18 protein-coding genes and 2 tRNA genes are annotated in these 23,352 nt (G+C 64.6%); 6 read left to right on the top strand and 14 right to left on the bottom strand.

From position 1 onward, the window contains the following. Position 1: 1 nt before the first annotated feature. From AC3WQY_RS00930 to AC3WQY_RS00895, 8 genes are all read right to left on the bottom strand, one after another. Positions 2–77: transfer RNA gene (locus tag AC3WQY_RS00930), tRNA-Gly, on the bottom strand. A 119-nt stretch (positions 78–196) separates the two neighbouring features. Next, a complete protein-coding gene (gene lon / locus AC3WQY_RS00925) occupies positions 197–2,644 on the bottom strand; it encodes an endopeptidase La (protein WP_285232940.1) in 2,448 nt (815 codons plus the stop codon). 86 nt (positions 2,645–2,730) lie between these two features. Continuing rightward, positions 2,731–3,999 (bottom strand): ATP-dependent Clp protease ATP-binding subunit ClpX, encoded by a 1,269-nt coding sequence (clpX, locus tag AC3WQY_RS00920; protein WP_285232941.1) that lies wholly within the window; start codon positions 3,997–3,999, stop codon positions 2,731–2,733. A 118-nt stretch (positions 4,000–4,117) separates the two neighbouring features. Next, a complete protein-coding gene (gene clpP, locus AC3WQY_RS00915) occupies positions 4,118–4,726 on the bottom strand; it encodes an ATP-dependent Clp endopeptidase proteolytic subunit ClpP (protein ID WP_285232942.1) in 609 nt (202 codons plus the stop codon). A gap of 136 nt (positions 4,727–4,862) precedes the next feature. Further along, on the bottom strand, positions 4,863–6,176 hold the full coding sequence (gene tig / locus AC3WQY_RS00910) for a trigger factor (RefSeq protein WP_492705049.1): 1,314 nt from the start codon (positions 6,174–6,176) through the stop codon (positions 4,863–4,865). 33 nt (positions 6,177–6,209) lie between these two features. Next, positions 6,210–6,296: transfer RNA gene (locus AC3WQY_RS00905), tRNA-Leu, on the bottom strand. Between the two features lie 150 nt (positions 6,297–6,446). Beyond that, positions 6,447–9,596, bottom strand: coding sequence for an efflux RND transporter permease subunit (locus tag AC3WQY_RS00900; RefSeq protein WP_492705047.1), 3,150 nt, complete (start codon positions 9,594–9,596; stop codon positions 6,447–6,449). A gap of 16 nt (positions 9,597–9,612) precedes the next feature. Then, positions 9,613–10,731: an efflux RND transporter periplasmic adaptor subunit gene (locus tag AC3WQY_RS00895; RefSeq protein ID WP_492705045.1), complete on the bottom strand. Its 1,119-nt coding sequence runs from the start codon at positions 10,729–10,731 to the stop codon at positions 9,613–9,615. Between the two features lie 191 nt (positions 10,732–10,922). Here AC3WQY_RS00895 and hpnC point away from each other — a divergent pair, with 191 nt between their 5' ends. From hpnC to AC3WQY_RS00875, 4 genes are read left to right on the top strand one after another with little or no spacing between them, the layout of a single operon-like run. Further along, positions 10,923–11,789: a squalene synthase HpnC gene (gene hpnC, locus AC3WQY_RS00890; RefSeq protein ID WP_492705043.1), complete on the top strand. Its 867-nt coding sequence runs from the start codon at positions 10,923–10,925 to the stop codon at positions 11,787–11,789. Next, a complete protein-coding gene (gene hpnD / locus AC3WQY_RS00885; protein WP_492705041.1) occupies positions 11,786–12,634 on the top strand; it encodes a presqualene diphosphate synthase HpnD in 849 nt (282 codons plus the stop codon). The genes hpnC and hpnD overlap by 4 nt, the downstream gene beginning before the upstream one ends. After that, positions 12,634–13,926, top strand: coding sequence for a hydroxysqualene dehydroxylase HpnE (gene hpnE / locus AC3WQY_RS00880; protein ID WP_492705039.1), 1,293 nt, complete (start codon positions 12,634–12,636; stop codon positions 13,924–13,926). Before hpnD ends, hpnE begins: the two co-directional genes overlap by 1 nt. Positions 13,927–13,968: 42 nt before the next feature. After that, complete coding sequence (locus tag AC3WQY_RS00875) at positions 13,969–14,739, top strand: IclR family transcriptional regulator (protein ID WP_285232949.1); 771 nt, start codon at positions 13,969–13,971, stop codon at positions 14,737–14,739. A gap of 1 nt (position 14,740) precedes the next feature. Here AC3WQY_RS00875 and pbpG read toward each other — a convergent pair whose 3' ends face one another. The 6 genes from pbpG to AC3WQY_RS00845 all read right to left on the bottom strand — a co-directional run bounded on the left by pbpG (position 14,741) and on the right by AC3WQY_RS00845 (position 22,058). Further along, complete coding sequence (gene pbpG, locus AC3WQY_RS00870; RefSeq protein WP_425334642.1) at positions 14,741–15,745, bottom strand: D-alanyl-D-alanine endopeptidase; 1,005 nt, start codon at positions 15,743–15,745, stop codon at positions 14,741–14,743. A gap of 102 nt (positions 15,746–15,847) precedes the next feature. After that, positions 15,848–17,389, bottom strand: coding sequence for a 2-isopropylmalate synthase (locus AC3WQY_RS00865; RefSeq protein WP_285232951.1), 1,542 nt, complete (start codon positions 17,387–17,389; stop codon positions 15,848–15,850). A gap of 230 nt (positions 17,390–17,619) precedes the next feature. Further along, positions 17,620–18,462, bottom strand: coding sequence for a CDP-diacylglycerol--serine O-phosphatidyltransferase (pssA, locus tag AC3WQY_RS00860; RefSeq protein WP_285232952.1), 843 nt, complete (start codon positions 18,460–18,462; stop codon positions 17,620–17,622). Between the two features lie 81 nt (positions 18,463–18,543). Further along, entirely contained in the window at positions 18,544–19,560 is a 1,017-nt protein-coding gene (ilvC, locus tag AC3WQY_RS00855) for a ketol-acid reductoisomerase (RefSeq protein WP_285232953.1), read from the bottom strand. 49 nt (positions 19,561–19,609) lie between these two features. Beyond that, positions 19,610–20,101, bottom strand: a complete 492-nt coding sequence (gene ilvN, locus AC3WQY_RS00850; protein ID WP_285232954.1) for an acetolactate synthase small subunit — start codon at positions 20,099–20,101, stop codon at positions 19,610–19,612. A gap of 166 nt (positions 20,102–20,267) precedes the next feature. After that, positions 20,268–22,058 carry an acetolactate synthase 3 catalytic subunit gene (locus AC3WQY_RS00845; protein WP_285232955.1) on the bottom strand — a complete coding sequence of 597 codons (1,791 nt, stop codon included), beginning with the start codon at positions 22,056–22,058 and terminating at the stop codon, positions 20,268–20,270. Between the two features lie 251 nt (positions 22,059–22,309). Between AC3WQY_RS00845 and AC3WQY_RS00840 the strand changes: the two genes are divergently transcribed. Both AC3WQY_RS00840 and AC3WQY_RS00835 read left to right on the top strand, forming a co-directional pair. Beyond that, on the top strand, positions 22,310–22,876 hold the full coding sequence (locus tag AC3WQY_RS00840) for an RNA polymerase sigma factor (RefSeq protein ID WP_285232956.1): 567 nt from the start codon (positions 22,310–22,312) through the stop codon (positions 22,874–22,876). Beyond that, positions 22,873–23,349 (top strand): DUF3619 family protein, encoded by a 477-nt coding sequence (locus AC3WQY_RS00835; protein ID WP_285232957.1) that lies wholly within the window; start codon positions 22,873–22,875, stop codon positions 23,347–23,349. The genes AC3WQY_RS00840 and AC3WQY_RS00835 overlap by 4 nt, the downstream gene beginning before the upstream one ends. Positions 23,350–23,352 lie beyond the last annotated feature (3 nt).

Below are 23,352 nucleotides of genomic sequence, written 5' to 3'. Positions count from 1 at the left end.
CTGGAGCGGGAGAAGAGTCTCGAACTCTCGACCTCAACCTTGGCAAGGTTGCGCTCTACCAACTGAGCTACTCCCGCATGGACTTCAACACACGACTCACAGGGCTTTGGCTTTCACCATCTACGCTGCGCTGTTTGCGCTGAAGCTCACATTCTATACCGGATTTTCTGTGTCGCGCAAGGGGTCTCGCGGATTTTCAATGCTTGAGTGCATCTCCACCCGCAACGGCCGCCGTCGCCGGCTCGGGCTTCGCAGCCTCCGCCGCCGCTTTCTCAGGAGCGACCGCGGTCACTTCCTCGTCGGGCAGAGGTTGAGGCGCCGCCTCCAGTGCCACTTCCAGCACACGGTCGATCCACTTCACCGGCACGATCTCGAGCTGGTTCTTGACGTTCTCGGGAATGTCTTGGAGATCCTTGACGTTTTCCTCGGGAATCATCACCGTCTTGATACCGCCGCGGTGCGCCGCCAACAGTTTCTCCTTCAAGCCGCCGATGGCCGTGACCTCGCCACGCAGGGTGATCTCGCCCGTCATCGCCACGTCGGCCCGCACCGGGATGCCGGTCAGCGCAGAGACAAAGGCGGTGGTCATGGCGATACCCGCGCTCGGGCCATCCTTGGGCGTGGCGCCGTCGGGCACGTGGATGTGCACGTCGCGCTTCTCGAAGGCCTCGTCCTTGATGCCCAGGCGGCGGGCACGTGAGCGCACCACCGTGCGTGCGGCCTCGACCGACTCCTTCATCACATCGCCCAGCGAGCCGGTGCGGATGATGTTGCCCTTGCCAGGCATGGCGGTGGCTTCGATGGTCAGCAGATCGCCGCCCACCTCGGTCCAGGCCAGGCCGACGACCTGACCCACTTGGTTCTTCTTCTCGGCGCGGCCAAAGTCGTACTTGCGCACACCCAGGAAGTCGTTCAGGTTGTCCTCGTTGACGAGCACCTTGCCCTCGTAGGTCTTGAGCGCCAGGCCCTTCACCACCTTGCGGCAGATCTTGGAGATCTCGCGTTCCAGCGAGCGCACGCCAGCCTCACGGGTGTAGTAGCGAATGATGCCGCGGATCGCCGATTCGGCGACCTCCATCTCTTCGTCCTTCACGCCGTTGTTGCCACGCTGCTTGGGCAGCAGATAGCGCTGGGCGATGTTGACCTTCTCGTCCTCGGTGTAGCCAGAGAGGCGAATCACTTCCATCCGGTCCAGCAGGGCCGGCGGGATGTTCATCGAGTTCGAGGTCGCCACGAACATCACGTCCGAGAGATCGAAGTCGACCTCGACGTAATGGTCGCCAAAGGTGTGGTTCTGTTCGGGATCCAGCACCTCCAGCAGGGCCGAAGAGGGATCGCCGCGGAAATCCATGCCCAGCTTGTCGATCTCGTCCAGCAGGAAGAGCGGGTTGCGCGTGCCGACCTTGGACAGGCTCTGCAGCACCTTGCCCGGCATCGAGCCGATATAGGTGCGACGGTGACCACGGATCTCGGCCTCGTCGCGCACGCCACCTAGGGCCATGCGCACGAACTTGCGGCCGGTTGCACGTGCCACCGACTGGCCGAGCGAGGTCTTGCCCACGCCCGGGGGGCCCACCAGGCAGAGGATGGGCGCCTTGACCTTGTCGACGCGCTGCTGCACCGCCAAGTACTCGAGGATGCGGTCCTTGACCTTCTCCAACCCGTAATGGTCTTCGTTCAGCACGTTCTCGGCATTCGCCAGGTCGTGCTTGATCTTGGTCTTCTTGCTCCAGGGCAGGTTGACCAGGGTCTCGATGTAGTTGCGCACCACCGTGGCTTCGGCCGACATCGGCGACATCAGCTTGAGCTTCTTCAGCTCGGCATCGGCCTTCTTGCGTGCTTCCTTGGGCATGCGAGCAGCCTGGATCTTCTTGTCCAGCTCCTCCATGTCGGCACCGTCTTCGCCGTCGCCCAGTTCCTTCTGGATCGCCTTGACCTGCTCGTTCAGGTAGTACTCGCGCTGGCTCTTCTCCATCTGGCGCTTGACGCGGCCACGGATGCGCTTTTCCACCTGCAGGATGTCGACCTCGTGCTCAAGCAGGTCGAGCAGCTTCTCCAGGCGCTTGGCCACGTCCGACAGGTCCAGCACCGACTGCTTGGCGTCGAGCTTGAGCGGCAGATGCGCGGCAATGGTGTCGGCCAGGCGGCCGGCATCGTCGATGCCACCGATGGAGGTGAGGATCTCGGGCGGGATCTTCTTGTTCAGCTTGACGTATTGGTCAAACTGCTGGGTCACCGCACGACGCAGCGCCTCCACCTCGGGCTTGGTGTCGGCCTCGGGCGGGATGGGCAGCACCTCGGCGACGAAATGCTCTTCCGTCTCGGTGATGCTTTGCGTGGTGGCGCGCTGCAGGCCCTCGACCAGCACCTTCACGGTGCCATCGGGCAGCTTGAGCATTTGCAGGATGCTGGAGACACAGCCCACCTCGAACATATCGTCCGACTTGGGCTCGTCCTTGCCGGCAGCCTTCTGCGCCACCAGCATGATCTGGCGGCCGGCTTCCATGGCTGCTTCCAATGCCTTGATGGACTTGGGGCGGCCGACGAACAGGGGAATCACCATGTGCGGGAACACCACCACATCGCGCAGCGGCAGCAGCGGCAAGGTGATCGGTTCTGCAGGCAGGATGGGATGACCGGACATAGAAACCTCTCTTTCTCAGACCCATCTAGGGCCTGAGGGGGCTATTACAAGATGCGCGTGCGCTGCTGGATCGCACGAATACCCGGTCAGGCGCTGGCCTTGGCCTGCTCGCGGTAAACGAGCAGCGGCTTCGCGTCTTCTTCGATGTTGTGCTCGTCGAGCACAACCTTGGCCACGCCATCGAGGGCGGGCAATTCGAACATGGTGTCGATGAGCGAATGCTCCATGATGGAGCGCAGGCCGCGCGCACCGGTCTTGCGGGCCAGCGCCTTGCGGGCAATGGCCATCAGCGCCGATGGACGGATCTCGAGTTCGACGCCATCCATCGCAAACAGCTGCTGGTACTGCTTGATCAACGCGTTCTTGGGCTCGGTGAGGATCTGCACCAGGGCATCCTCACTCAGCTCGCCCAGGGTGGCGACCACCGGCAGGCGGCCCACCAACTCGGGGATCAGGCCGAACTTGATCAGATCCTCGGGCTCCACCTCGCGGAACACCTCGGAGACGCGGCGCTCGCTCTTGGTCTTGACGGTGGCACCAAAGCCGATGCCGGACTTCTCCGAACGGTTCTGGATGACCTTCTCCAGGCCGTCAAAGGCACCGCCGCAGATGAAGAGGATGTTGGTGGTGTCGATCTGCAGGAAGTCCTGGTTCGGATGCTTGCGCCCGCCCTGCGGCGGCACCGAGGCCATCGTGCCTTCCACCAGCTTCAGCAAGGCCTGCTGCACGCCCTCACCCGAGACGTCACGGGTGATGGAGGGGTTGTCGGCCTTGCGCGAGATCTTGTCGATCTCGTCGATGTAGACGATGCCGCGCTGGGCCCGCTCTACGTCGTAATTGCAGTTCTGCAGCAGCTTCTGGATGATGTTCTCGACGTCCTCGCCCACATAACCGGCTTCGGTCAGCGTGGTGGCATCGGCGATCACGAACGGCACATTCAAGAGACGTGCCAGCGTCTGGGCCAGCAAGGTCTTGCCGGAACCGGTGGGACCGATCAAGAGGATATTGCTCTTGGACAGCTCGACCGAGTCCTTGTTGCCGCCCATGTGGCGCAGGCGCTTGTAGTGGTTGTAGACCGCCACCGACAGCGTGCGCTTGGCCACATCCTGGCCGATCACATACTGATCCAGGCTGGCCTTGATCTCGCTGGGTACGGGCAGGTCGGACTTGCTGGCGCGGGTTTGCGCGGAGTCGGCCGGGACTTCGTCGCGGATGATGTCATTGCAGAGCTCGATGCACTCGTCGCAAATGAACACCGACGGGCCAGCGATCAGCTTCTTCACCTCGTGCTGGCTCTTGCCGCAGAAGGAGCAGTACAGAACTTTCTCGCTGGAATTGCCTTTTTTCTCGGCCATGGATCTGCTTGGGTTTCATTCAGGCGTCACTGCCTGAACTGATGATAGTTCAAATGCGGCCGGGGCCCTTTTGTCAATAAGGGCCCCGTTCTTGCGCCAGTTGCCCCGGCGGCGGCGCTCAGGCGCGTTTTTCGATCACTTGATCGATCAGGCCATAGGTCGCGGCCTCGGCCGCCGACATGAAATAGTCGCGCTCGGTGTCGAGCTGGATCTTTTCCAGGCTCTGACCGGTGCGCTCGGCCAGGATGCGATTCAATTGCTCGCGGGTCTTGAGGATCTCACGCGCATGGATCTCGATGTCCGTGGCCTGCCCCTGGGCACCGCCCAGCGGCTGGTGGATCATGATCTTGGAGTTGGGCAGCGCGAAGCGCTTGCCCTTGGCACCCGCGGCCAGCAGGAAGGCGCCCATGCTAGCGGCCATGCCCATGCACAGGGTCGACACCGGGGGCTTGATGAACTGCATGGTGTCGAAGATCGACATGCCCGCCGAGACGCTGCCGCCGGGCGAGTTGATGTAGAGGAAGATCTCCTTGTCGGGGTTCTCGCTCTCCAGGAACAGCAACTGCGCCACCACCAGGTTGGCCACCGCGTCATTCACCGGCCCGACCAGGAAGACGATGCGCTCGCGCAGCAGGCGGCTGTAGATGTCGTAGGCACGCTCACCACGGCCCGATTGTTCGATGACGATGGGCACCATGCCCAGATTGCTCGTTTCCAGCGCGCTCATGAAGAATCCTTGAAACATGCGTGTAGCGTTGAGGTGGGCCGATTATGTCGCCCTCGGCACGACCTCGCTGCGGGAATGAAAAAGGCGTCGGCCTTGCGGCACGACGCCTTGCTCGGAAGAGCCTGGCTCAGCCAGCTCAGCCGGCCGTGGCCATCAGCTCGTCGAAGGGCAAAGCCTTGTCGGTGACCTTGGCATTGGCCAGCACGAAGTCGGTGACGTTGTTTTCGATCACAACCGCTTCCACTTCGGCCAGACGCTGACGATCGCTCAGATACCAGCGCACCACTTCGGCGGGCTTCTCGTAGCTTTGCGACAGTTCTTCGATGTGTGCCTGCAGCTGCTCGGGCTTGGCTTGCAGATTGTTGGCGCGCACCAGCTCGGCCACCACCAGGCCCAGGCGCACACGGCGCTCGGCTTGGGGTTGGAAGATTTCGGCGGGGATCGGCGCCTTCTCGGCATCCTTCACGCCACGCTTCTTCAGGTCTTCGCGGGCACCGGCAACCAGGCGCTCCGTCTCGCTGGCGATCAGTGCCTTGGGCACGTCCAGCTCGGCCACCGCCACCACGGCGTCCATCACGGCGCCCTTGTTGCGAGCCAGCACGCGGAACTTTACTTCGCGCTCAAGGTTCTTCTTGATGTCAGCACGCAGCGCTTCCACCGTGGCTTCCTTGATGCCCAGGGACTTGGCAAAAGCCTCGTTCACTTCGGGCAAATGCTGGGCTTCGATCCTCTTAACCGTGACCAGGAAGTCGGCTTCCTTGCCGGCCACATCCTTGCCGTGATAGTCCTCGGGGAAGGCGAGCGGGAAGGTCTTGGACTCGCCAGCCTTCATGCCGCGCACGGCCTTCTCGAAGGCCTCAAGCATCTGGCCTTCGCCGATCAGGAACTGGAAGCCTTCGGCCTTGCCGCCGGCGAAGGTCTCGCCGTCGATCTTGCCTTCGAAGTCGATGGTCACGCGATCGCCTTCGGCGGCCACGTCAGCGGCGGCGCGTTGAGCAAACGTGCGACGCTGCTTGCGCAGGATCTCGACGGTCTTGTCGATCGCCTCTTCGGTCACCTCGCTGGTGACGCGCTCGACCTCGGCGGCCGACAGATCACCCAGCTTGACTTCCGGGTAGATCTCGAAGGTGGCGTCGAAGGCCATCGTGCCTTCGGGTGCTTCGTCCTTCTGGGCGATGCTGGGAGCGCCGGCAACACGCAGCTGGGCTTCGTTGGCGGCTTGCGAGAAGGCCTGACCGAGCTTGTCGTTCATGACTTCGTACTGGACCGAGTAGCCGTAGCGCTGGGCCACGACGCTCATCGGCACCTTGCCGGGGCGGAAGCCGTCGGCCTTGACGGTGCGGGCCAGCTTCTTGAGACGGGATTCGACTTCGCTGTTGATGTCAGCGGCCGCCAGCGTGAGCGTGATGCGGCGTTCGAGCTTTTCGAGGGTTTCGACGGTGACAGCCATATGTGACTCTGAATGTGACTCTGAAAATTGACCTGGTGCGCGGGGCCGGACTCGAACCGGCACGCCCGTGAAGGCGTCAGGACCTAAACCTGGTGCGTCTACCAATTTCGCCACCCGCGCGAGTGGATTCAGAGTTGCCTCGATCTTTCTGATCGCGGCAGCCCTGTGGCGATGCGGCAAACCGGAGATTGTAGCCGGTAGATTAGGCAAAAACCGGCGCGCCATCCACCCAAGGGTTTTGGAGCGCGCCGGCGCGGACGCAGCCGGCGCTCAGGACTCCAGCTTGGAGGGCATGAATCGCGAGGCGGCGGCCGGGCGCTGCACCCGGAACCAGGCCGCGTACATGGCCGGCAGCGCCAGCAGAGTGAGCGCCGTGGCCACGATCAGGCCACCCATGATGGCCACGGCCATCGGCCCCCAGAACACGCTGCGCGACAGCGGCACCATCGCCAGCACGGCGGCGGCGGCCGTCAGCACAATAGGACGGAAGCGTCGCACCGCCGACTCGACAATCGCCGACCAGGCGGGCACGCCACGCTCGCGGTCCTGCTCGATCTGGTCGATCAGGATCACCGAGTTGCGCATGATCATGCCCATCAAGGCGATCACGCCCAGCAGGGCAACGAAGCCGAAGGGCCGGTTCAGCAGCAACAGCGCGCCGGCCACGCCGGCAATGCCCAGGGGTCCGGTCAGGAACACCAGCATGGCGCGCGAGAAACTCTGCAGCTGCAGCATCAGCAGGGTGAAGGTGATGAACAGCATCATCGGTACGCCGGCAGCGATGGAGCCCTGGCCCTTGCTGCTCTCCTCGACCGCACCGGCCACTTCGATGCGATAGCCGGGCGGCATCTTGGCCTGCAGCTCCTTCAGTGCCGGCCAGACTTGCGCCGTCACCGTGGCGCCTTGCAAGCCCTCGGCCACGTCGCCCTGCACCGTGACAGCGAAACTGCGCCCCTCGCGCCACAGCACGCCGGGCTCCCATTCAAAGCGCACCTTGGCGATCTGCGTCAGCGGTACCGCACGGCCGCTGGCGGTGGGCAGGTAGGCGCTGCCCAGATCGGTGATGGCATTGCGCTCCTCGGCAGGCTGGCGCACCACGATATCGATCAGGCGGTCGGCCTCGCGGTACTGCCCCACCGTGACGCCGGACAGCATCACCCGCGAAGCCTGCGCGATGCTCTGGCTCGTCACACCCAATGCACGCGCCTTGTCCTGATCCACCTCCAGCTTCAGTGTCTTGACCGACTCGTTCCAGTTGTCGTTCACACCCCGCATATTCGGGTTGGCGCGCAAGATCTCCTTGGCCTGATCGGCCCAGCGGCGCACTTCCTTGGCATCCTCACCCGCCACCCGGAATTGCACCGGGTAGGGCACGGGCGGCCCATTGGGCAGCAGCTTGACGCGCGTGCGCGCTTCCGGGAACTCCTTGGCCAGCAACTCCGGCAAGCGCTTGCGCAGGCTCTCGCGCTCCTGCAAGTCGCGCGGAATCAGAATGGACTGGCTGACGTTGGCCTGAGGAAAAATTTGGTCCAGCGGCAAATAGAAGCGCGGCACACCACTGCCAACCCAGGTGCTGACCGCGTCGACGCCCGGCTCCTTGAGCATGCGCGCCTCGAAGCGCTTGGCAAGCTCATGGCTTTGCTCGATCGTTGTGCCCTCGGGCAACCAGAGGTCCACCAGCACCTCCGGCCGGCTGGAGTCCGGGAAGAATTGCTGCTGCACGCGGCCCATGCCCACCAAGCCCAGCACGAACAAGGCCACCGTCATCGCAATGGCCTTCCAGCGGTTCTCGACACACCAACGAACCATCGCGCGGAAGCGGTTGTAGAACGGCGTGTCAAAGAGTTCGTGCGCCTCCCCGCCGTTGTGCGCCCGACTTTTCAGCAAGATGGCGCCCAGATACGGAACGAAATAGACGGACACCACCCAGGAGATCATCAGCGAGGCCGCCGTCACCGCAAAGATCGCGAAGGTGTATTCGCCGGTGGAGGACTTGGCCAGGCCGATGGGCAAGAAGCCCACCGCGGTGATCAAGGTGCCGGTCAGCATCGGCATGGCGGTGACCTCGTAGGCAAAGGTCGCCGCATGCATCTTGTCGTAGCCCTCCTCGAGCTTGCGCACCATCATCTCCACCGCAATGATGGCGTCGTCAACCAGCAAGCCCAGCGCAATGATGAGCGAGCCCAGCGAGATCTTGTGCAGCCCCACGCCCCAATAGAACATCGTCACGAAGGTGATCGCCAACACCAGCGGGATGGTGATGGCCACCACCAGTCCGGGCCAGACGTCGATGCGCAGCGGCCGGGTATGCAGGCCCAAGGCGATGAAGCTGACGGCCAGCACGATCACCACCGCCTCGATCAAGACCTGTACGAATTCATTGACCGAGCGTGCCACTGCCTGCGGCTGGTCCTGGATCTGGCTGAGTTCGATGCCGGCGGGCAAATACGCCTTGATGCGCTCGTTGGCCTTTCGCAAGGCCTTGCCCAGCGCAATGATGTCGCCTCCCTTGGACATCGACACACCCAGCGCCAGCACCTGCTTCCCCTGGTGACGCACCATCACCGACGGCGGATCGACAAAAGCGCGATTGATTTCGGCAATGTCCCCCAGGCGCAAACTGCTGGCCGTGGCGGTCTGTGGATTGATGGCCCGGATGGGCATGGCGCGCAAGGCCGCCACTGAGTTCAGCTGCCCCTCCACGCGCACCTGCAGATTGTTGCTGCCGGCATCGAGGACGCCCGCCCCCTCCATCGCATTCTGTGCACCCAGCTGGGCCAGCACCTGGTTGAAATCCACCCCCAACTCGGCCAGGCGCTTTTGCGAGACCTCGATGAAGAGCTTCTCGGCCTGCACGCCAAAAAGCTCCACCTTGGCCACGTCGGGCACCTTGAGCAGTTCGGAGCGCACCCGTTCGGCCTGCTGGCGCAACTCCTCATTGCTGAAGCCATCCGCCGACAGCGCGAATATCGAGCCATAGACGTCGCCAAACTCGTCGTTGAAGACGGGGCCGAGAACGCCCTGCGGCAGGGTTGGCCGCATATCACCGATCTTTTTGCGCGCCGTGTACCAGAGGTTGGTCACCTCATGCGGCGGCGTGCTGTCCTTGACCTGGAAGATCGTCAGCGATTCACCCGGCTTGGTGTAGCTGCGGATCTTGTCGGCATGCGGCACTTCTTGCAGGGTCTTCTCGATCTTGTCGGTGACCTGCTCGGCCATTTGCAAGGCGGTCGCACCGGGCCAGAAGGCCTGCACCACCATGGCACGAAATGTGAAGGGAGGATCCTCGTCCTGCCCGAGCTGAAAGTAGGCTGCGAAGCCCATCACCATCAGCACCACCATGAGGTAGCGTGTCAATGCCGGATGCTCGAGAGCCCAGCGCGAAAGATTGAAACCGCTGCGTGTCGACGTGCTGCTCATGCGATCCTCGCTCGGCTCAATGCGAGGCCGCGCTGGCGGCAGTCGTATTGCTACCGGGCTGGTAGCGGCGCACCTTCTGACCGGGGCTCAGCACGTGCACACCTGCCACCACCACCTCGTCGCCGGGCTTGAGCCCATCGGACACGACCACCTCGTTGCCATCGGCACCAGCGACCTGCACAACCCGCGGCTTCACCGTCATGCTGGCAGGTTCCAGCAGCCATACGGAGGTGTGACCCTGCTGCTCCAGCACCGCACTGAGCGGCAGCTTGATGACCTTTGCCAGCGACGGCGTCTGCAGCAGCACCGTCGCCGTCTGCCCCAGCTTGACGTCCAGCTTGCCCACATCAGCCTTGGCCTGGAAGGTGCGCGTGACGGGATCGGCCGCGGCCGCCAGCTCGCGCAGGCTGATGTCCCTGGGCTGCTGGCCCTCGCCCCAGAGGCGCACCTTGAAAGCGCCCGGCACCGCCGTGGCGGCGCGCAGCAGGCTCACCTGATCCTCGGGCACCGAGAACACCACGTCGCGCGGGCCGTCATGGGCAATGCGCACGATGGGCGTGCCCGGCCCCACCACCATGCCTGGCTCAGCATCCACGCCGGTAATCACGCCGGCGGTGTCGGCCACCAGCATGGCGTAGGCCGCCTGATTGGTTTGCACACCGGCTTGCGCGCGCGCCTGCTCCAATTGCGCTTGCGCGGCCTTGAAGGCGCTGTCGCGGCGCTCCAGTTCGGCCGCGCTGATGAAGCCCTGGTCCTTCAGCTCGATGAAACGTCGATAGTCGGCGCCCAGCTGATCGCGGTTCACCCGCGCGGCAAGCACCGCCGCCTTGGCAGCCTCCTGGGCCAGCACCAGATCCTGCGCGTCCAGCTGCGCCAGCACTTGGCCGGGCCTGACCACGTCGCCCAGATTCACACGCCGCTGCAAGAGCTTGCCGCCAACGCGAAAAGACAGTCGCGACTCGGTGCGCGCACGGATCTCGGCCGCGTATTCGCGCGTACCACCCGCCGAGTCACTGGCCAGCACCAGGGTGCGGACGGCGCGCTCCGGCTCCGGTGCTTGCGCAGGCTTGCTGCAGCCGACCACCAACAAGGCGCCAAGCACCGACAAGGACAGACGCGAGAAGACTTGGGGCATGAACCACCTCGGCAAAGGGGCCGCTCGCGCCGGCGCAGGGTCTTGCGCCCGGGCGACAAAGCATGCCCCGAAGTAACTGACTAACCGGTCAGTAATGTATGCAGACGCCCTCGGGCTGTCAAACCCGCAAGGTCGCGAATTCGGCCGCCGCTCGACAACAAAGCATTCGCAAAACACACACAATCTGGCCCGTGAGCATAGAACACTACGAAAACTTCCCGGTCGCCTCCTGGCTGTGCCCGCCAGCGCTGCGGCCGGCCGTGACAGCGATCTACCATTTCGCCCGCACCGCCGACGATCTGGCCGACGAAGGCGAGGCGACGACCGAGCAGCGCCAACAGGCGCTGCGGGCGTACCGCAGCGATCTCCATGCCGTCGCGGCCGGCATCGCGCCCTCGACACGCTGGCGAGCGCAGGTGTTCGAACCCCTGGGCACGGTCTTTCATGCATATCGACTGCCCTTGCGCCTGCTTGACGATTTGCTGGACGCGTTTGAGCAGGACCTGGTGAAAACGCGCTACGCCGACCGCGCCGAGCTGCTGGACTACTGCCGCCGCTCCGCCAACCCGGTCGGGCGCCTGCTGCTGCATCTCTACGGCATCGACGATGCCGCCGCGCTGCGGCGCTCGGACGCCATCTGCACCAGCCTGCAGCTGATCAACTTCTGGCAGGACATGAGCCGCGACGGCCCGGTCGGGCGCTGCTACGCGCCGAGCCCGGATCTGCAGCGCCACGGCTTGACGGCCGACGACCTGCTCGCCTGCCAGGACGGCCCGGCCGCCCGCGCGCTGTTGCGTGAACTCTGCGCCTGGGCCGAAGGCCTGATGCGCGAGGGGGCGCCGCTGGTGCACCAGCTGCCCGGGCGGGCCGGCTGGGAGCTCAGGCTGGTGGTGCAAGGCGGCCTGCGCATTCTTGAGAGAATCCGCGCCATGGAATTTGCAACCCTCAGCGCGCGCCCCCATCTGGGCGCGCAAGACCTGGCCCCGATGCTGTGGCGCGCCCTGCGCATGACGCCCGCGCGCCTGGCGCGCCAAGCGCAACACGCGGAGGCCGCGTGAGCCCCGAGCAGTACGTGCAGGAAAAGGCCGCCGGCAGCGGCTCCAGCTTCTACTACGCCTTTCTGTTCCTGCCCGCGCCGCGCCGCGCCGCCATCACGGCCTTCTACGCGTTCTGCCGCGAGATCGACGATGTGGTGGACGAGACGCAGGACGCCGGCGTGGCCGCCACCAAGCTGGCCTGGTGGCGCAAGGAGGCGATGGCCGCCTTTGCGGGGCAGCCTCAGCATCCGGTGATGCGCGCGCTCATGCCGCATTGCCCTGTCTACGACATCCGGCTGGAACATTTGATGGCGGTCATCGAGGGTTGCCAGATGGATCTGGACCAGAGCCGCTTTCTCGACTATCCGGGCCTGCAGCGCTACTGCCATCTGGTGGCCGGCGTGGTGGGCGAAGTCGCCTCGGCCATCTTTGGCCGCAGCGAGCCGCAGACGGTGGCCTACGCCCACAAGCTGGGCCTGGCCATGCAGCTCACCAACATCATCCGCGACGTCGGCGACGACGCGCGCCGTGGCCGCATCTACCTGCCGATCTCGGAGCTGCAGCAGTTCGACGTCAAGGCGCACGAGATCCTGCTGAGGCAGGCGCCCTGGGGCTATAGCGAGCGCTTCAGCCGCCTGATGGCCTTCCAGGCCGAACGCGCACATCGCCTATACGACGAGGCCTTCGCGCTGCTGCCCGAGGCCGACCGCCAGGCCCAGAAGCCCGGCATCATGATGGCCAATATCTACCGCGCCCTGCTGCGTGAAATCGAGGCCGAGCGCTTCCAGGTGCTGCACCAGCGCATCTCGCTGACGCCGTTGCGCAAGCTCTGGATCGCGATGCGCACCAACTGGCGCGGTCGTTGATGGCCGACCGCACGCGCCTGGCGGTGATAGGCGGAGGCTGGGCCGGTCTGGCGGCGGCCGTCGAGGCCTGCCAGGCCGGCGCCGAAGTCACGCTGTTCGAGATGGCCAGCGCGCCGGGGGGGCGTGCACGCACGGTCAGCGCCGGCGCGCACGCGCTCGACAACGGCCAGCACATCCTGATCGGCGCCTACAGCGCCAGCCTGTCCCTGCTGCGGACCCTGGGCGTGGACCCCGCCATGGCGCTGCTGCGCCTGCCGCTGCAACTGCGCTACCCCGAGCATGCCGGGCTGCAGCTGCGCGCCGGCCATCCGGTGCCGAGCTTCGCCCTCGCGGTGCTGCGCCATGCAGGCTGGCCGTGGCGGGCGCGGCTCTCGCTGCTGAGGCATTGCACGGCCTGGGCGCTGCGGCGCTTCGAGTGCCCGGAGGCGCTCAGCGTGGCCGAACTCTGCATGGGCCTGGCCGACGAAGTCCGTGCGGATCTGGTCTGGCCGCTGTGCGTGGCGGCATTGAATACGCCGGCGGAGCGCGCTAGCGCGCGCGTGTTCCTGCGTGTGCTGCGCGACGCCTTGTTCAGCGGCCCCGGCTCGGCCGATCTGCTGCTGCCGCGCCTGGGCCTGAGCGATCTGTTGGCACACCCGGCCGCGGCCTGGCTGAGCGGCCATGGCGCAAGGCTGCGCATGTCGCAGCGCGTCGAGGCCCTGCACGCCAGTGATGCGGGCGCTTGGCTGGTCGATGGAGAGCGCTTCGACGCCGTGGTGCTGGCCTGCAGCAGCGTGGAGGCGGCACGCCTGACGCAAGACCTGGCCCCAGGCTGGAGCGGGCTCGCCCGGGCACTGCGCTTTGAGCCCATCGTCACCGTTTACCTGGAAAGCCCGGGCTCGGCCCTGCCCTCGCCCATGCTGGCGCTGCGCGAGGGCCCGGCCGACCCGGCGCAGTTCGCGTTCGACCTGGGCCAACTGGACCCGCGGCGCAGCGGGCAGTTCAGCCTGGTCGTCAGCGGCGCGGCGGCATGGACCGCACGCGGCCTGGACGCCTGCGCGACCGCGTGCCTTCAACAGGCGCAAGGTCAACTCCGCTGGGCCAGCACGCCGCGCCTGCTGCGCGTCTTGGCCGAGAAACGCGCCACGTTTGCCTGCACCCCCGGCCTGGCGCGCCCCGGTAGCGCGATTGCGCCCGGCCTCTATGCGGCGGGCGACTATGTCGACGGCCCCTACCCCGCCACCCTGGAGGGCGCGGTGCGCGCGGGCATGGCCGCAGCGCGTCAAGCGTTGCCGCGCAGCGCCAGCCGCTAATTTCGCGATGTAAAAACGGGGCAATTCCCGCACAATGAAGCCATGAAGCAAAAAGAGGCTCAGACACCCGCGATTCAAGTCCTGGAACGAACGTTTGCACTGCTGGATGTCCTGGCCAGCCAGCAGGATCCGGTCTCGCTAAAACAGATCAGCGAAACCACCGGACTGCATCCCTCCACCGCCCACCGCATACTGAACGATCTGGCGATCGGCCGTTTCGTCGACCGGCCCGAGGCCGGCAGCTATCGACTGGGCATGCGCCTGCTCGAACTGGGCAATCTGGTGAAGGCGCGCCTGGATGTGCGCGATGCCGCCATCGGGCCGATGCGCGAGCTGCACAAGCTGACCCACCAGCCCGTCAACCTGTCGGTCCGCCAGGGCGATGAGATCGTCTATATCGAGCGCACCTATTCCGAACGCTCGGGCATGCAGGTGGTGCGCGCCGTGGGCGGCCGCGCACCCTTGCATCTGACCTCGGTCGGCAAACTCTTCCTAGCCAGCGATGATCCGCAGCGGGTGCGTGCCTACGCCACCCGCACCGGGCTGGCCGGCCACACCCGCAACAGCATCACCGACATCCAGGCCCTGGAACGCGAAATGGCGCTGGTGCGCCAGCGCGGCGTGGCACGCGACGACGAGGAGCTGGAGCTGGGGGTGCGCTGCATGGCCGCCGCCATCTACGACGACCAGGGCAAGCTCATCGCCGGCCTGTCGATCTCGGCGCCGGCGGACCGGCTCGAAGAGGCCTGGCTGGCGCGCGTCAAGGAAACCGCGGCGCAGATCTCGGCAGCCCTGGGCTACCGCGGCGGCTGAATCAACCACCGACGCCGCTGTCGGCCACCGTGCTGGGCTGGGTGCTCAGCCATTTGCGTACCCGCTCGGCATCGCCGATCCGCGAGTACTTGCCGGTCGAATCCAGGAACACCATGATCAGCTTGCGGCCCGCCAGCTTGGCCTGCATCACCAGACAACGGCCGGCCTCGTTGATGAAACCGGTCTTCTGCAGGCCGATGTCCCAGCTGGAGCTGCGCACCAGGCCGTTGGTGCTGTGGAAGGCCATCTGGCGCTTGCCCACCATCACCTGATGGTCCTTGGAGGTGGAGAATTCGCGCAGCAGCGGGAACTCATGCGCCACCTTGACCAGCGCGGCCAGATCCTTGGCGCTCGACTGGTTGCGGCTCGACAGGCCCGTCGGCTCGACGTAATGCGTGTCCGTCATGCCCAGGCTCTGGGCCTTCTGGTTCATGGCCGCCACAAAGGCAGTCGGCCCGCCCGGGTAGTTGCGCCCCAGGGCGCTGGCGGCACGGTTCTCCGACGCCATCAGCGCCAGGTGCAGCAACTCGCCACGGCTCAGGGTAGTACCGATGGCCAGGCGCGAGCCCGTGCCCTTCTCGGTATCCTTGTCCTCATCACTGATGGTCAGCTGCTCATCCAGCGACAAGCCCGCCTCCACCACCACCAAGGCCGTCATCAGCTTGGTGATCGAAGCAATCGGCAGCACCGCCTGGGAATTCTTCGAGAACAGGACCTCGTTGGTGTCCTGATCCAGCACCAGGGCGACGCTCGACTTCAGGTCCAGCGGGTCATCCACGGCATGCAGGCCGTAGAGCTGGCCAAAGGTGGGCTTGGCGGCCGCTTCCACCAGCGCAGCCTTGCGCGGCGAGCGCGGTGCGGGCTTGGCCTTGCGCACGCTCTTCTTGCTGCTGGGCTGCTGCGCGGCCGCCTCGGCCGACTGCACGGGCGCCAAGGCGCCCGCGCCCAGCAGGAGACCGCTCAAAGCAAAGCCGGACAACAGAGTAGCTAAAGTCTTCAATCGCATCCCCAACAAGGTCGACCGCAGTTTAGGCGATAGAAAAAAGCCAGGCAAGATCAAAAACTTAAAGCGCGATGCTTAAGTAAAGCATCGCTTTTGACCCTGACCTTAACCCTGCGCAGCCACCCGCTCCACCTTGCTCTGCAGCTTGTTCAGCGCGCTCAAATATGCCTTGGCCGAGGCCACCACGATATCCGGGTCGGCCCCCACGCCGTTGACCACGCGCCCCGCGTGCTGCAGACGCACGGTGACCTCGCCCTGTGATTCTGTACTACCGCTGGTGATTGCGTTCACCGAATACAGGATCATTTCGGCACCACTTTGCACTTTGCTCTCGATTGCACGTAGGCTGGCATCGACCGGGCCGTTGCCATCGCTCTCGGCGCTGAACTCCTGGTCGCCGGCGGCAAACACCACCCGCGCATGCGGACGCTCACCGGTTTCCGAATGCTGGGCCAGCGAAACCAGGCGGAAATGCTCGTGGTCCTGGGTCACCGACTCGTCCATCACCAGGGCGATGATGTCCTCGTCGAAGATCTCGTTCTTGCGGTCGGCCAGGTCCTTGAAGCGCACGAAGGCGGCATTCACCTCGGCCTCGGACTCCAGCGCCACGCCCAGCTCCTGCAGGCGCTGTTTGAAGGCGTTGCGGCCGCTGAGCTTGCCCAGCACGATCTTGTTGGCACTCCAGCCCACGTCCTCGGCGCGCATGATCTCGTAGGTGTCGCGTGCCTTCAGCACGCCGTCCTGGTGGATGCCCGAGGCATGTGCAAAGGCATTCGCTCCCACCACGGCCTTGTTGGGCTGCACCACGAAGCCGGTGGTTTGTGACACCAGGCGCGAGGCCGGCACGATCTGCGAGGGGTCGATGCCCAGGTCCAGGCCGAAGTAGTCGCGCCGCGTCTTCAGCGCCATCACCACCTCTTCCAGCGAACAGTTGCCGGCGCGCTCACCCAGCCCGTTGATGGTGCATTCGATCTGCCGCGCGCCACCGATCTTCACGCCCGCCAGCGAGTTGGCGACCGCCATGCCAAGGTCGTTGTGGCAATGCACCGACCAGACCGCCTGATCGGAGTTCGGTACCTTCTCGCGCAAGGTCTTGATGAAATTGCCGTAGAGCTCGGGAATGGCGTAACCCACGGTATCGGGGATGTTGATGGTGCGCGCACCCTCCTTGATGACCGCCTCGACCACGCGGGCCAGGAAGTCCATGTCGGAGCGATAGCCGTCCTCGGGCGAGAACTCGATGTCGTCGGTCAGGTTGCGGGCAAAGCGCACCGCCAGCGTGGCCTGTTCCAGCACCTGCTCGCGCGTCATGCGCAGCTTCTTCTCCATGTGGAGCTCGCTGGTGGCGATGAAGGTGTGGATGCGCGAGCGTGCCGCGCCCTTGAGCGCCTCGGCCGCACGCGCGATGTCGCGATCGTTGGCGCGCGCCAGCGAGCAGATGGTGCTCTCGCGCACCGCATCGGCAATCGCCCTGACGGCCTCGAAATCGCCATTGCTGGAGGCGGCAAAGCCGGCCTCGATCACATCGACGCGCATGCGCTCCAGCTGGCGCGCGATGCGCAGCTTTTCGTCCTTCGTCATCGAAGCGCCGGGCGATTGCTCGCCGTCACGCAAGGTGGTGTCGAAGATGATCAGCTTGTCAGCCATGAGAATTCTCCGTGTCAGGCAGGTTGGTGATGAAGTAGCAGGCGAAAAAACAAAAAGCCCGCGAAGCAGATGCTCGGCGGGCTCTTGGGGAGAAGAGACGGCTGGTGTCAGGCGCGCACCGGCCTCAAGCCCAAGGGCCCGATGGCTAGTAGCAAAGCGGCGGTGACGGCAACGGTCTTCATGCGTTCGAATGTAGCATGGCCAGGCCGGATTTTCCCGGCCAGCCTACGTCAATGGTGAAGTCCCTTTTCATCGGGCTCATCGGTCGAGGTGGCGATCACGCTCACGGGCTTGCCCTTCATACGCTTGTAGCCGTACACCACATAGCCCGACAGGCCATAGAAGCAGAACAGGCTGAACAGCACGATGGGCGGGTGGATGTTGATCACCGCAATCAGCAGGGCGATCGCCACGATGGTGATGAAGGGCACCGAGCGCTTGAAGCTCACGTCCTTGAAGCTGTAGAAGGGCGCGTTGGTGACCATGGTGAGTCCGGCATACAGCATGAAGCCGAAGGCCAGCCAGCTGAGCTGCGGATCCTGGCTCACGCCCTTGTAGCCGGCATCATCCAGCACCCAGATCAGCCCCATCACGAGCGCAGCGGCAGCCGGACTGGGCACGCCCTGGAAAAAGCGCTTGTCGACCACCGCCAGATTGGTATTGAAGCGCGCCAGGCGCAGCGCCGCGGCGGCGCAGTAGACAAAGGCCGCGAACCAGCCCCATTTGCCCAGGCCCTTCAGGGCCCATTCATACATGATCAGCGCCGGCGCGGCACCGAAGGACACCATGTCGGAGAGGCTGTCCATCTGCTCGCCGAAGGTGCTTTGCGTGTTGGTCATGCGCGCCACGCGCCCGTCCAGGCTGTCCAGCACCATGGCGCAGAAGATGCCGTAGACCGATTGCTCGAAGCGCCCGTTCATCGCCATCACGATGGCATAGAAGCCACCGAATAGCGCCGCCAGCGTGAACAGATTGGGCAGGATGTAGATGCCCTTGCGGCGCGGCCGCACGGGTTCCAACACTTCGCTGTCCTCATCGTCCAGCAAGTGCTCGGTTTTCTTGGCTTCGGTCATGGGGCGGGAGGATACAACAGCGGGCCAAGCAAAAAAGCCGCGCGGCCTCAAGGCTGCGCGGCTTCAGGGCATGAGCGAGACTCAGTTCTTGGATTGATCGACCAGGCGATTCTTCTTGATCCAGGGCATCATGGCGCGCAGCTTCTCGCCCACTTGCTCGATCGGGTGCTCGGCGGTCAGGCGGCGACGGCTCAGCAGGGTCGGCGCGCCGGCCTTGTTCTCCAGGATGAAGCTCTTCGCGTATTCACCGGTCTGGATGTCCTTCAGGCATTGGCGCATCGCGTTCTTGGTGGCTTCGGTCACCACGCGCGGGCCGGTCACGTACTCGCCATACTCGGCGTTGTTCGAGATCGAGTAGTTCATGTTGGCGATGCCGCCCTCGTAGATCAGGTCCACGATGAGCTTGAGCTCGTGCAGGCACTCGAAGTAGGCCATCTCGGGCGCATAGCCGGCCTCGGTGAGGGTCTCGAAGCCCGCCTTGATCAGTTCCACGGCGCCACCGCACAGCACGGCCTGCTCGCCGAACAGGTCGGTCTCGGTCTCTTCGCGGAAATTGGTCTCGATGATGCCGGCCTTGCCGCCGCCATTGGCCGAGGCGTAGGACAGCGCCAGATCGCGCGCCTTGCCGGTCTTGTCGGCGTAGACGGCGATCAGGTGCGGCACACCGCCACCCTGGGTGTAGGTGCCGCGCACGGTGTGGCCGGGGGCCTTGGGGGCAACCATCCAGACGTCCAGGTCGGCGCGCGGCGTGACCTGGCCGTAGTGCACGTTGAAGCCATGAGCGAAGGCCAGCGAGGCGCCCTGCTTGATATTGGGCTCGACCTCGCGCTTGTAGACCTCGGCGATCTGCTCGTCCGGCAGCAGAATCATCACCACGTCGGCCGCCTTCACGGCGTCGGCAATCTCGGCCACCTTCAGGCCGGCGTTCTCCGCCTTGGCCCAGGATGCACCACCACGACGCAGACCGACGGTCACCTTGACGCCGCTGTCATTCAGGTTTTGTGCATGGGCATGGCCTTGTGAGCCATAGCCGATGATGGTGACGTTCTTGCCCTTGATGAGGCTCAGGTCAGCGTCCTTGTCGTAGTAAACGTTCATGTCGGTCTCCAGGAAAAAACGGTTCAGGGGTGTTGGGTAGGAAAGGCGTTCAGACGCGCAGGATGCGTTCGCCGCGGCCGATGCCGCTGGCACCGGTGCGCACGGTCTCAAGAATCGCGGTGCGGTCGATGGAATCGATGAAAGCGTCCAGCTTGGAGCTGTCGCCGGTCAACTCGATCGTGTAGGTCTTCTCGGTCACGTCGATGATGCGGCCGCGGAAGATGTCGGCGGTGCGCTTCATTTCCTCGCGCTCCTTGCCGACGGCGCGCACCTTGATGAGCATGAGCTCGCGTTCGGTGTAATTGCCCTCGGTCAGGTCGACCACCTTGACCACCTCGATGAGGCGATTCAGGTGCTTGGTGATCTGCTCGATCACCTCGTCGGAGCCGGTGGTGACGATGGTCATGCGCGACAGCGACGCGTCTTCCGTCGGCGCCACCGTCAGGCTTTCGATGTTGTAGCCGCGGGCGGAGAACAAGGCGACGACGCGCGACAGCGCGCCCGGCTCGTTCTCGATGAGCAGTGCAATGATGTGTTTCATGAGTCCTCGTCCTGCGCGCTCTTCAGACCGTCGGCGGTAACCGCCGGCCCTTGGCCACGCTGTTCGATGTCAATGGAAGGGAACGCTTGGGGCCGCTCTGCCGTGCATCCGGCGATGCGCTAGGCTTGCTGCGGTAACAACAAGCCTGCACATCGCCTTCCGCACCTCAGAGGTCCTCGGACCCCAGCAGCATTTCCGAGATGCCCTTGCCGGCTTGCACCATGGGCCAGACGTTTTCGGTCGGGTCGGTGCGCACGTCCAGGAACACGGTGCGGTCCTTCAGCCGGATCGCCTCGCGCAGGGCGGGCTCCACGTCCTCGGGGCGCTCGACCAGCAGACCGACGTGGCCATAGGCCTCGGCCAGCTTGACGAAGTCGGGCAGCGCATCCATATAGCTGTGCGAGTAGCGCTTGCCGTAGTCCAGCTCCTGCCACTGCCGCACCATGCCCAGGTAGCGGTTGTTCAGCGAGACGATCTTCACAGGCGTCTTGTACTGCTGGCAGGTCGACAGTTCCTGGATGCACATCTGGATCGAGCCTTCGCCGGTGATGCAGAACACATCCGACTCGGGCTTGGCCAGCTTGATGCCCATGGCATAGGGCAGGCCCACGCCCATGGTGCCCAGGCCGCCGGAATTGATCCAGCGGCGCGGCTCATCGAAGCGGTAGAACTGCGCGGCCCACATCTGGTGCTGGCCCACATCGGAGGTGATGTAGGTGTCGCGGTCGCGGGTCAGATTCCACAGCGTTTCCACCACGGCCTGCGGCTTGATGACGCCGCTGTCCTTCTTGTAGGCCAGGCAGTCGCGGCGGCGCCATTCGTTCACCTGGCTCCACCAGGCGTTGATGGCGGCCGCATCGGGCTTGGCCTGGGCCTCGCGGATCTGGTGGATCAACTCCTGCAGCACGTCCTTGACGTCGCCGACGATGGGGATGTCCACGCGCACCCGCTTGGAAATCGACGAGGGGTCGATGTCCACATGGATGATCTTGCGCTCCACCTGGGCGAAATGCTTGGGATTGCCGATCACGCGGTCATCGAAGCGCGCGCCCACGGCCAGCAGCACATCGCAATGCTGCATGGTCATATTGGCCTCGTAGGTGCCGTGCATGCCCAGCATGCCGAGGAAGCGCGGGTCGCTGGACGGGAAGGCGCCCAGGCCCATCAAGGTATTGGTGACCGGATAACCCAGCAGGTCCACCAGCTCGCGCAGCTCCTTCGAGGCCTCGCCCAGGATCACACCGCCACCGGTGTAGATATAGGGGCGCTTGGCCTGCAGCAGCAGCTGCACCGCCTTGCGGATCTGGCCGCTATGGCCCTTGCGCACCGGGTTGTAGGAGCGCATCTCCACATGGGTGGGGTAGCTGAAGTGTGCCTTGCTCAGCGAGACGTCCTTGGGGATGTCCACCACCACCGGGCCGGGGCGACCGGTGCGGGCAATATGGAAGGCCTTCTTCATCGTCATCGCCAGATCGCGCACATCCTTCACCAGGAAGTTGTGCTTGACGATGGGGCGGGTGATGCCGACGGTGTCGCATTCCTGGAAGGCATCCAGGCCGATCGCCGGCGTGGGCACCTGGCCGGTGATGATCACCATCGGGATCGAGTCCATGTAGGCGGTGGCAATGCCGGTCACGGCATTGGTCACACCCGGACCTGAGGTCACGAGGGCAACACCCACTTCGCCAGTGGCGCGGGCATAGCCGTCAGCGGCGTGCACGGCGGCCTGTTCATGGCGCACCAGCACATGCTGGATATGGTCTTGTTTGTACAGTGCGTCGTAGATGTACAGCACCGAGCCGCCCGGGTAGCCCCAAAGGTACTTGACACCTTCGGCCTGCAGGCTGCGAACAAGGATTTCAGAGCCGTTCGGCTCCGACGAGGGGGGGGTATTGTGCGGTTGTGCACGACCATCGGGGGTCGCAGCACGCTTGGCGTCCGCGGCAGACATGTCCATATAGAACCTCTGTGAATTTCTCTAACGAAAAACCATCGGTGCCCCTTCTCGCACCCTCGTGAGGTGGATTCGGAGCCTGTGCGGTCAAAAACGAGGCGCCCCGGTTGGGCAGCCAGCTTGAGACTAAGAACTCTTTGTGCGAAGCAGCATTATGCACGCAAACCCGCGGTCACCAATGATTTCCCTAGGGTCCGCTCTCGCAATGCAATAATTCGCGTCGTTTTGCCAGCTCAGGGCTTGCCCTTTCCACATTGGCTTCCGATAAAGAACTCAACGACTTTCTGCGCAGCGCCGAACGCCGGGCCTTCAAACGAACGGCCTACTTGGTCCGTGACGACGATGCCGCGCTGGACATCGTGCAGGACGCCATGATCCGCCTGGCCGAGAAGTACTTCGACCGCCCGGCGGCCGAGTTGCCGCTGGTGTTCCCGCGCATCCTGTCGAACGCGACGATGGACTGGTTCCGGCGCCAGAAGGTCAGAAACGCCGTCATGCACAACATGTCGGACTTCGAGTCATCAGACCCCGACGGCGATTTCGACCTGCTGGAAACCCTCGAATCGCAGGACGGCGCGATGGGCGCGCTGAGCGCGGCCGACGAGGTTTCCAAGGGCCAGATCCTGCAGGCCATCGATCAGGAAGTATCAATGTTGCCGGCGCGTCAACGGGAAGCCTTCCTGCTGCGTTACTGGGAAGAGTTGGATGTCGCCGAGACCGCGGCCGTGATGGGTTGCTCCGAGGGAAGTGTTAAGACACACTGCTCGCGAGCGGTTCATTCATTGGCCAAGTCACTCAAAGCCAAGGGAATCACATTATGAGCAAGCAGCACTCGCAGATCAGTCAGGACCAGGAAGCGCGCATGGCACGCTTTGGCCTGAGCGTCGCCGCGGGCCTGAATGCCCAATGCGAGCAACTCCCGGCCGATATCGGTGAACGCCTGCGCTTCGCGCGCGAGCAGGCCATGTTGAAAGCCAAGGCGGCGCGCCTGGCGCAGCCCGAACTGGTGCAACAAGCGGCAGCCGTTCCCCAGGGCGACAGCCTGGCCCTGCAAGGCGGCCCCGGCGGCAAGCCTTCGCGCTGGCTCAAGCTGGCATCGCTGGGCCCCCTGCTCTTGCTGGTACTGGGCCTGCTGCTGATCCAGCACAGCCAGTGGTACCAGCAGATCCTGGCCGCGGCGGAAGTGGACACGGCCCTGCTGTCGACCCAGCTGCCGCCCGCCGCCTACAGCGACCCCGGCTTCCGTGAGTATCTGAACGAAGACCAGCAACCTGCGACCGAGCAGCCCGAGTGACCG

This window comes from Roseateles sp. FW301-B2 (assembly GCF_058788955.1).
Note: the sequence above shows the minus strand (reverse complement) of the source record. Positions and strands in the feature narration are given on the sequence as shown.

What these genes read in the sequence shown, in the direction of transcription:
- lon (WP_285232940.1), bottom strand. Translation starts at nt 2,644, where the DNA reads ATGTCCGGTCATCCCATCCTGCCTGCAGAACCGATCACCTTGCCGCTG.
- clpX (WP_285232941.1), bottom strand. Translation starts at nt 3,999, where the DNA reads ATGGCCGAGAAAAAAGGCAATTCCAGCGAGAAAGTTCTGTACTGCTCC.
- clpP (WP_285232942.1), bottom strand. Translation starts at nt 4,726, where the DNA reads ATGAGCGCGCTGGAAACGAGCAATCTGGGCATGGTGCCCATCGTCATC.
- tig (WP_492705049.1), bottom strand. Translation starts at nt 6,176, where the DNA reads ATGGCTGTCACCGTCGAAACCCTCGAAAAGCTCGAACGCCGCATCACG.
- AC3WQY_RS00900 (WP_492705047.1), bottom strand. Translation starts at nt 9,596, where the DNA reads ATGAGCAGCACGTCGACACGCAGCGGTTTCAATCTTTCGCGCTGGGCT.
- AC3WQY_RS00895 (WP_492705045.1), bottom strand. Translation starts at nt 10,731, where the DNA reads ATGCCCCAAGTCTTCTCGCGTCTGTCCTTGTCGGTGCTTGGCGCCTTG.
- hpnE (WP_492705039.1), top strand. Translation starts at nt 12,634, where the DNA reads ATGGCCGACCGCACGCGCCTGGCGGTGATAGGCGGAGGCTGGGCCGGT.
- AC3WQY_RS00875 (WP_285232949.1), top strand. Translation starts at nt 13,969, where the DNA reads ATGAAGCAAAAAGAGGCTCAGACACCCGCGATTCAAGTCCTGGAACGA.
- pbpG (WP_425334642.1), bottom strand. Translation starts at nt 15,745, where the DNA reads ATGCGATTGAAGACTTTAGCTACTCTGTTGTCCGGCTTTGCTTTGAGC.
- AC3WQY_RS00865 (WP_285232951.1), bottom strand. Translation starts at nt 17,389, where the DNA reads ATGGCTGACAAGCTGATCATCTTCGACACCACCTTGCGTGACGGCGAG.
- pssA (WP_285232952.1), bottom strand. Translation starts at nt 18,462, where the DNA reads ATGACCGAAGCCAAGAAAACCGAGCACTTGCTGGACGATGAGGACAGC.
- ilvC (WP_285232953.1), bottom strand. Translation starts at nt 19,560, where the DNA reads ATGAACGTTTACTACGACAAGGACGCTGACCTGAGCCTCATCAAGGGC.
- ilvN (WP_285232954.1), bottom strand. Translation starts at nt 20,101, where the DNA reads ATGAAACACATCATTGCACTGCTCATCGAGAACGAGCCGGGCGCGCTG.
- AC3WQY_RS00845 (WP_285232955.1), bottom strand. Translation starts at nt 22,058, where the DNA reads ATGGACATGTCTGCCGCGGACGCCAAGCGTGCTGCGACCCCCGATGGT.
- AC3WQY_RS00835 (WP_285232957.1), top strand. Translation starts at nt 22,873, where the DNA reads ATGAGCAAGCAGCACTCGCAGATCAGTCAGGACCAGGAAGCGCGCATG.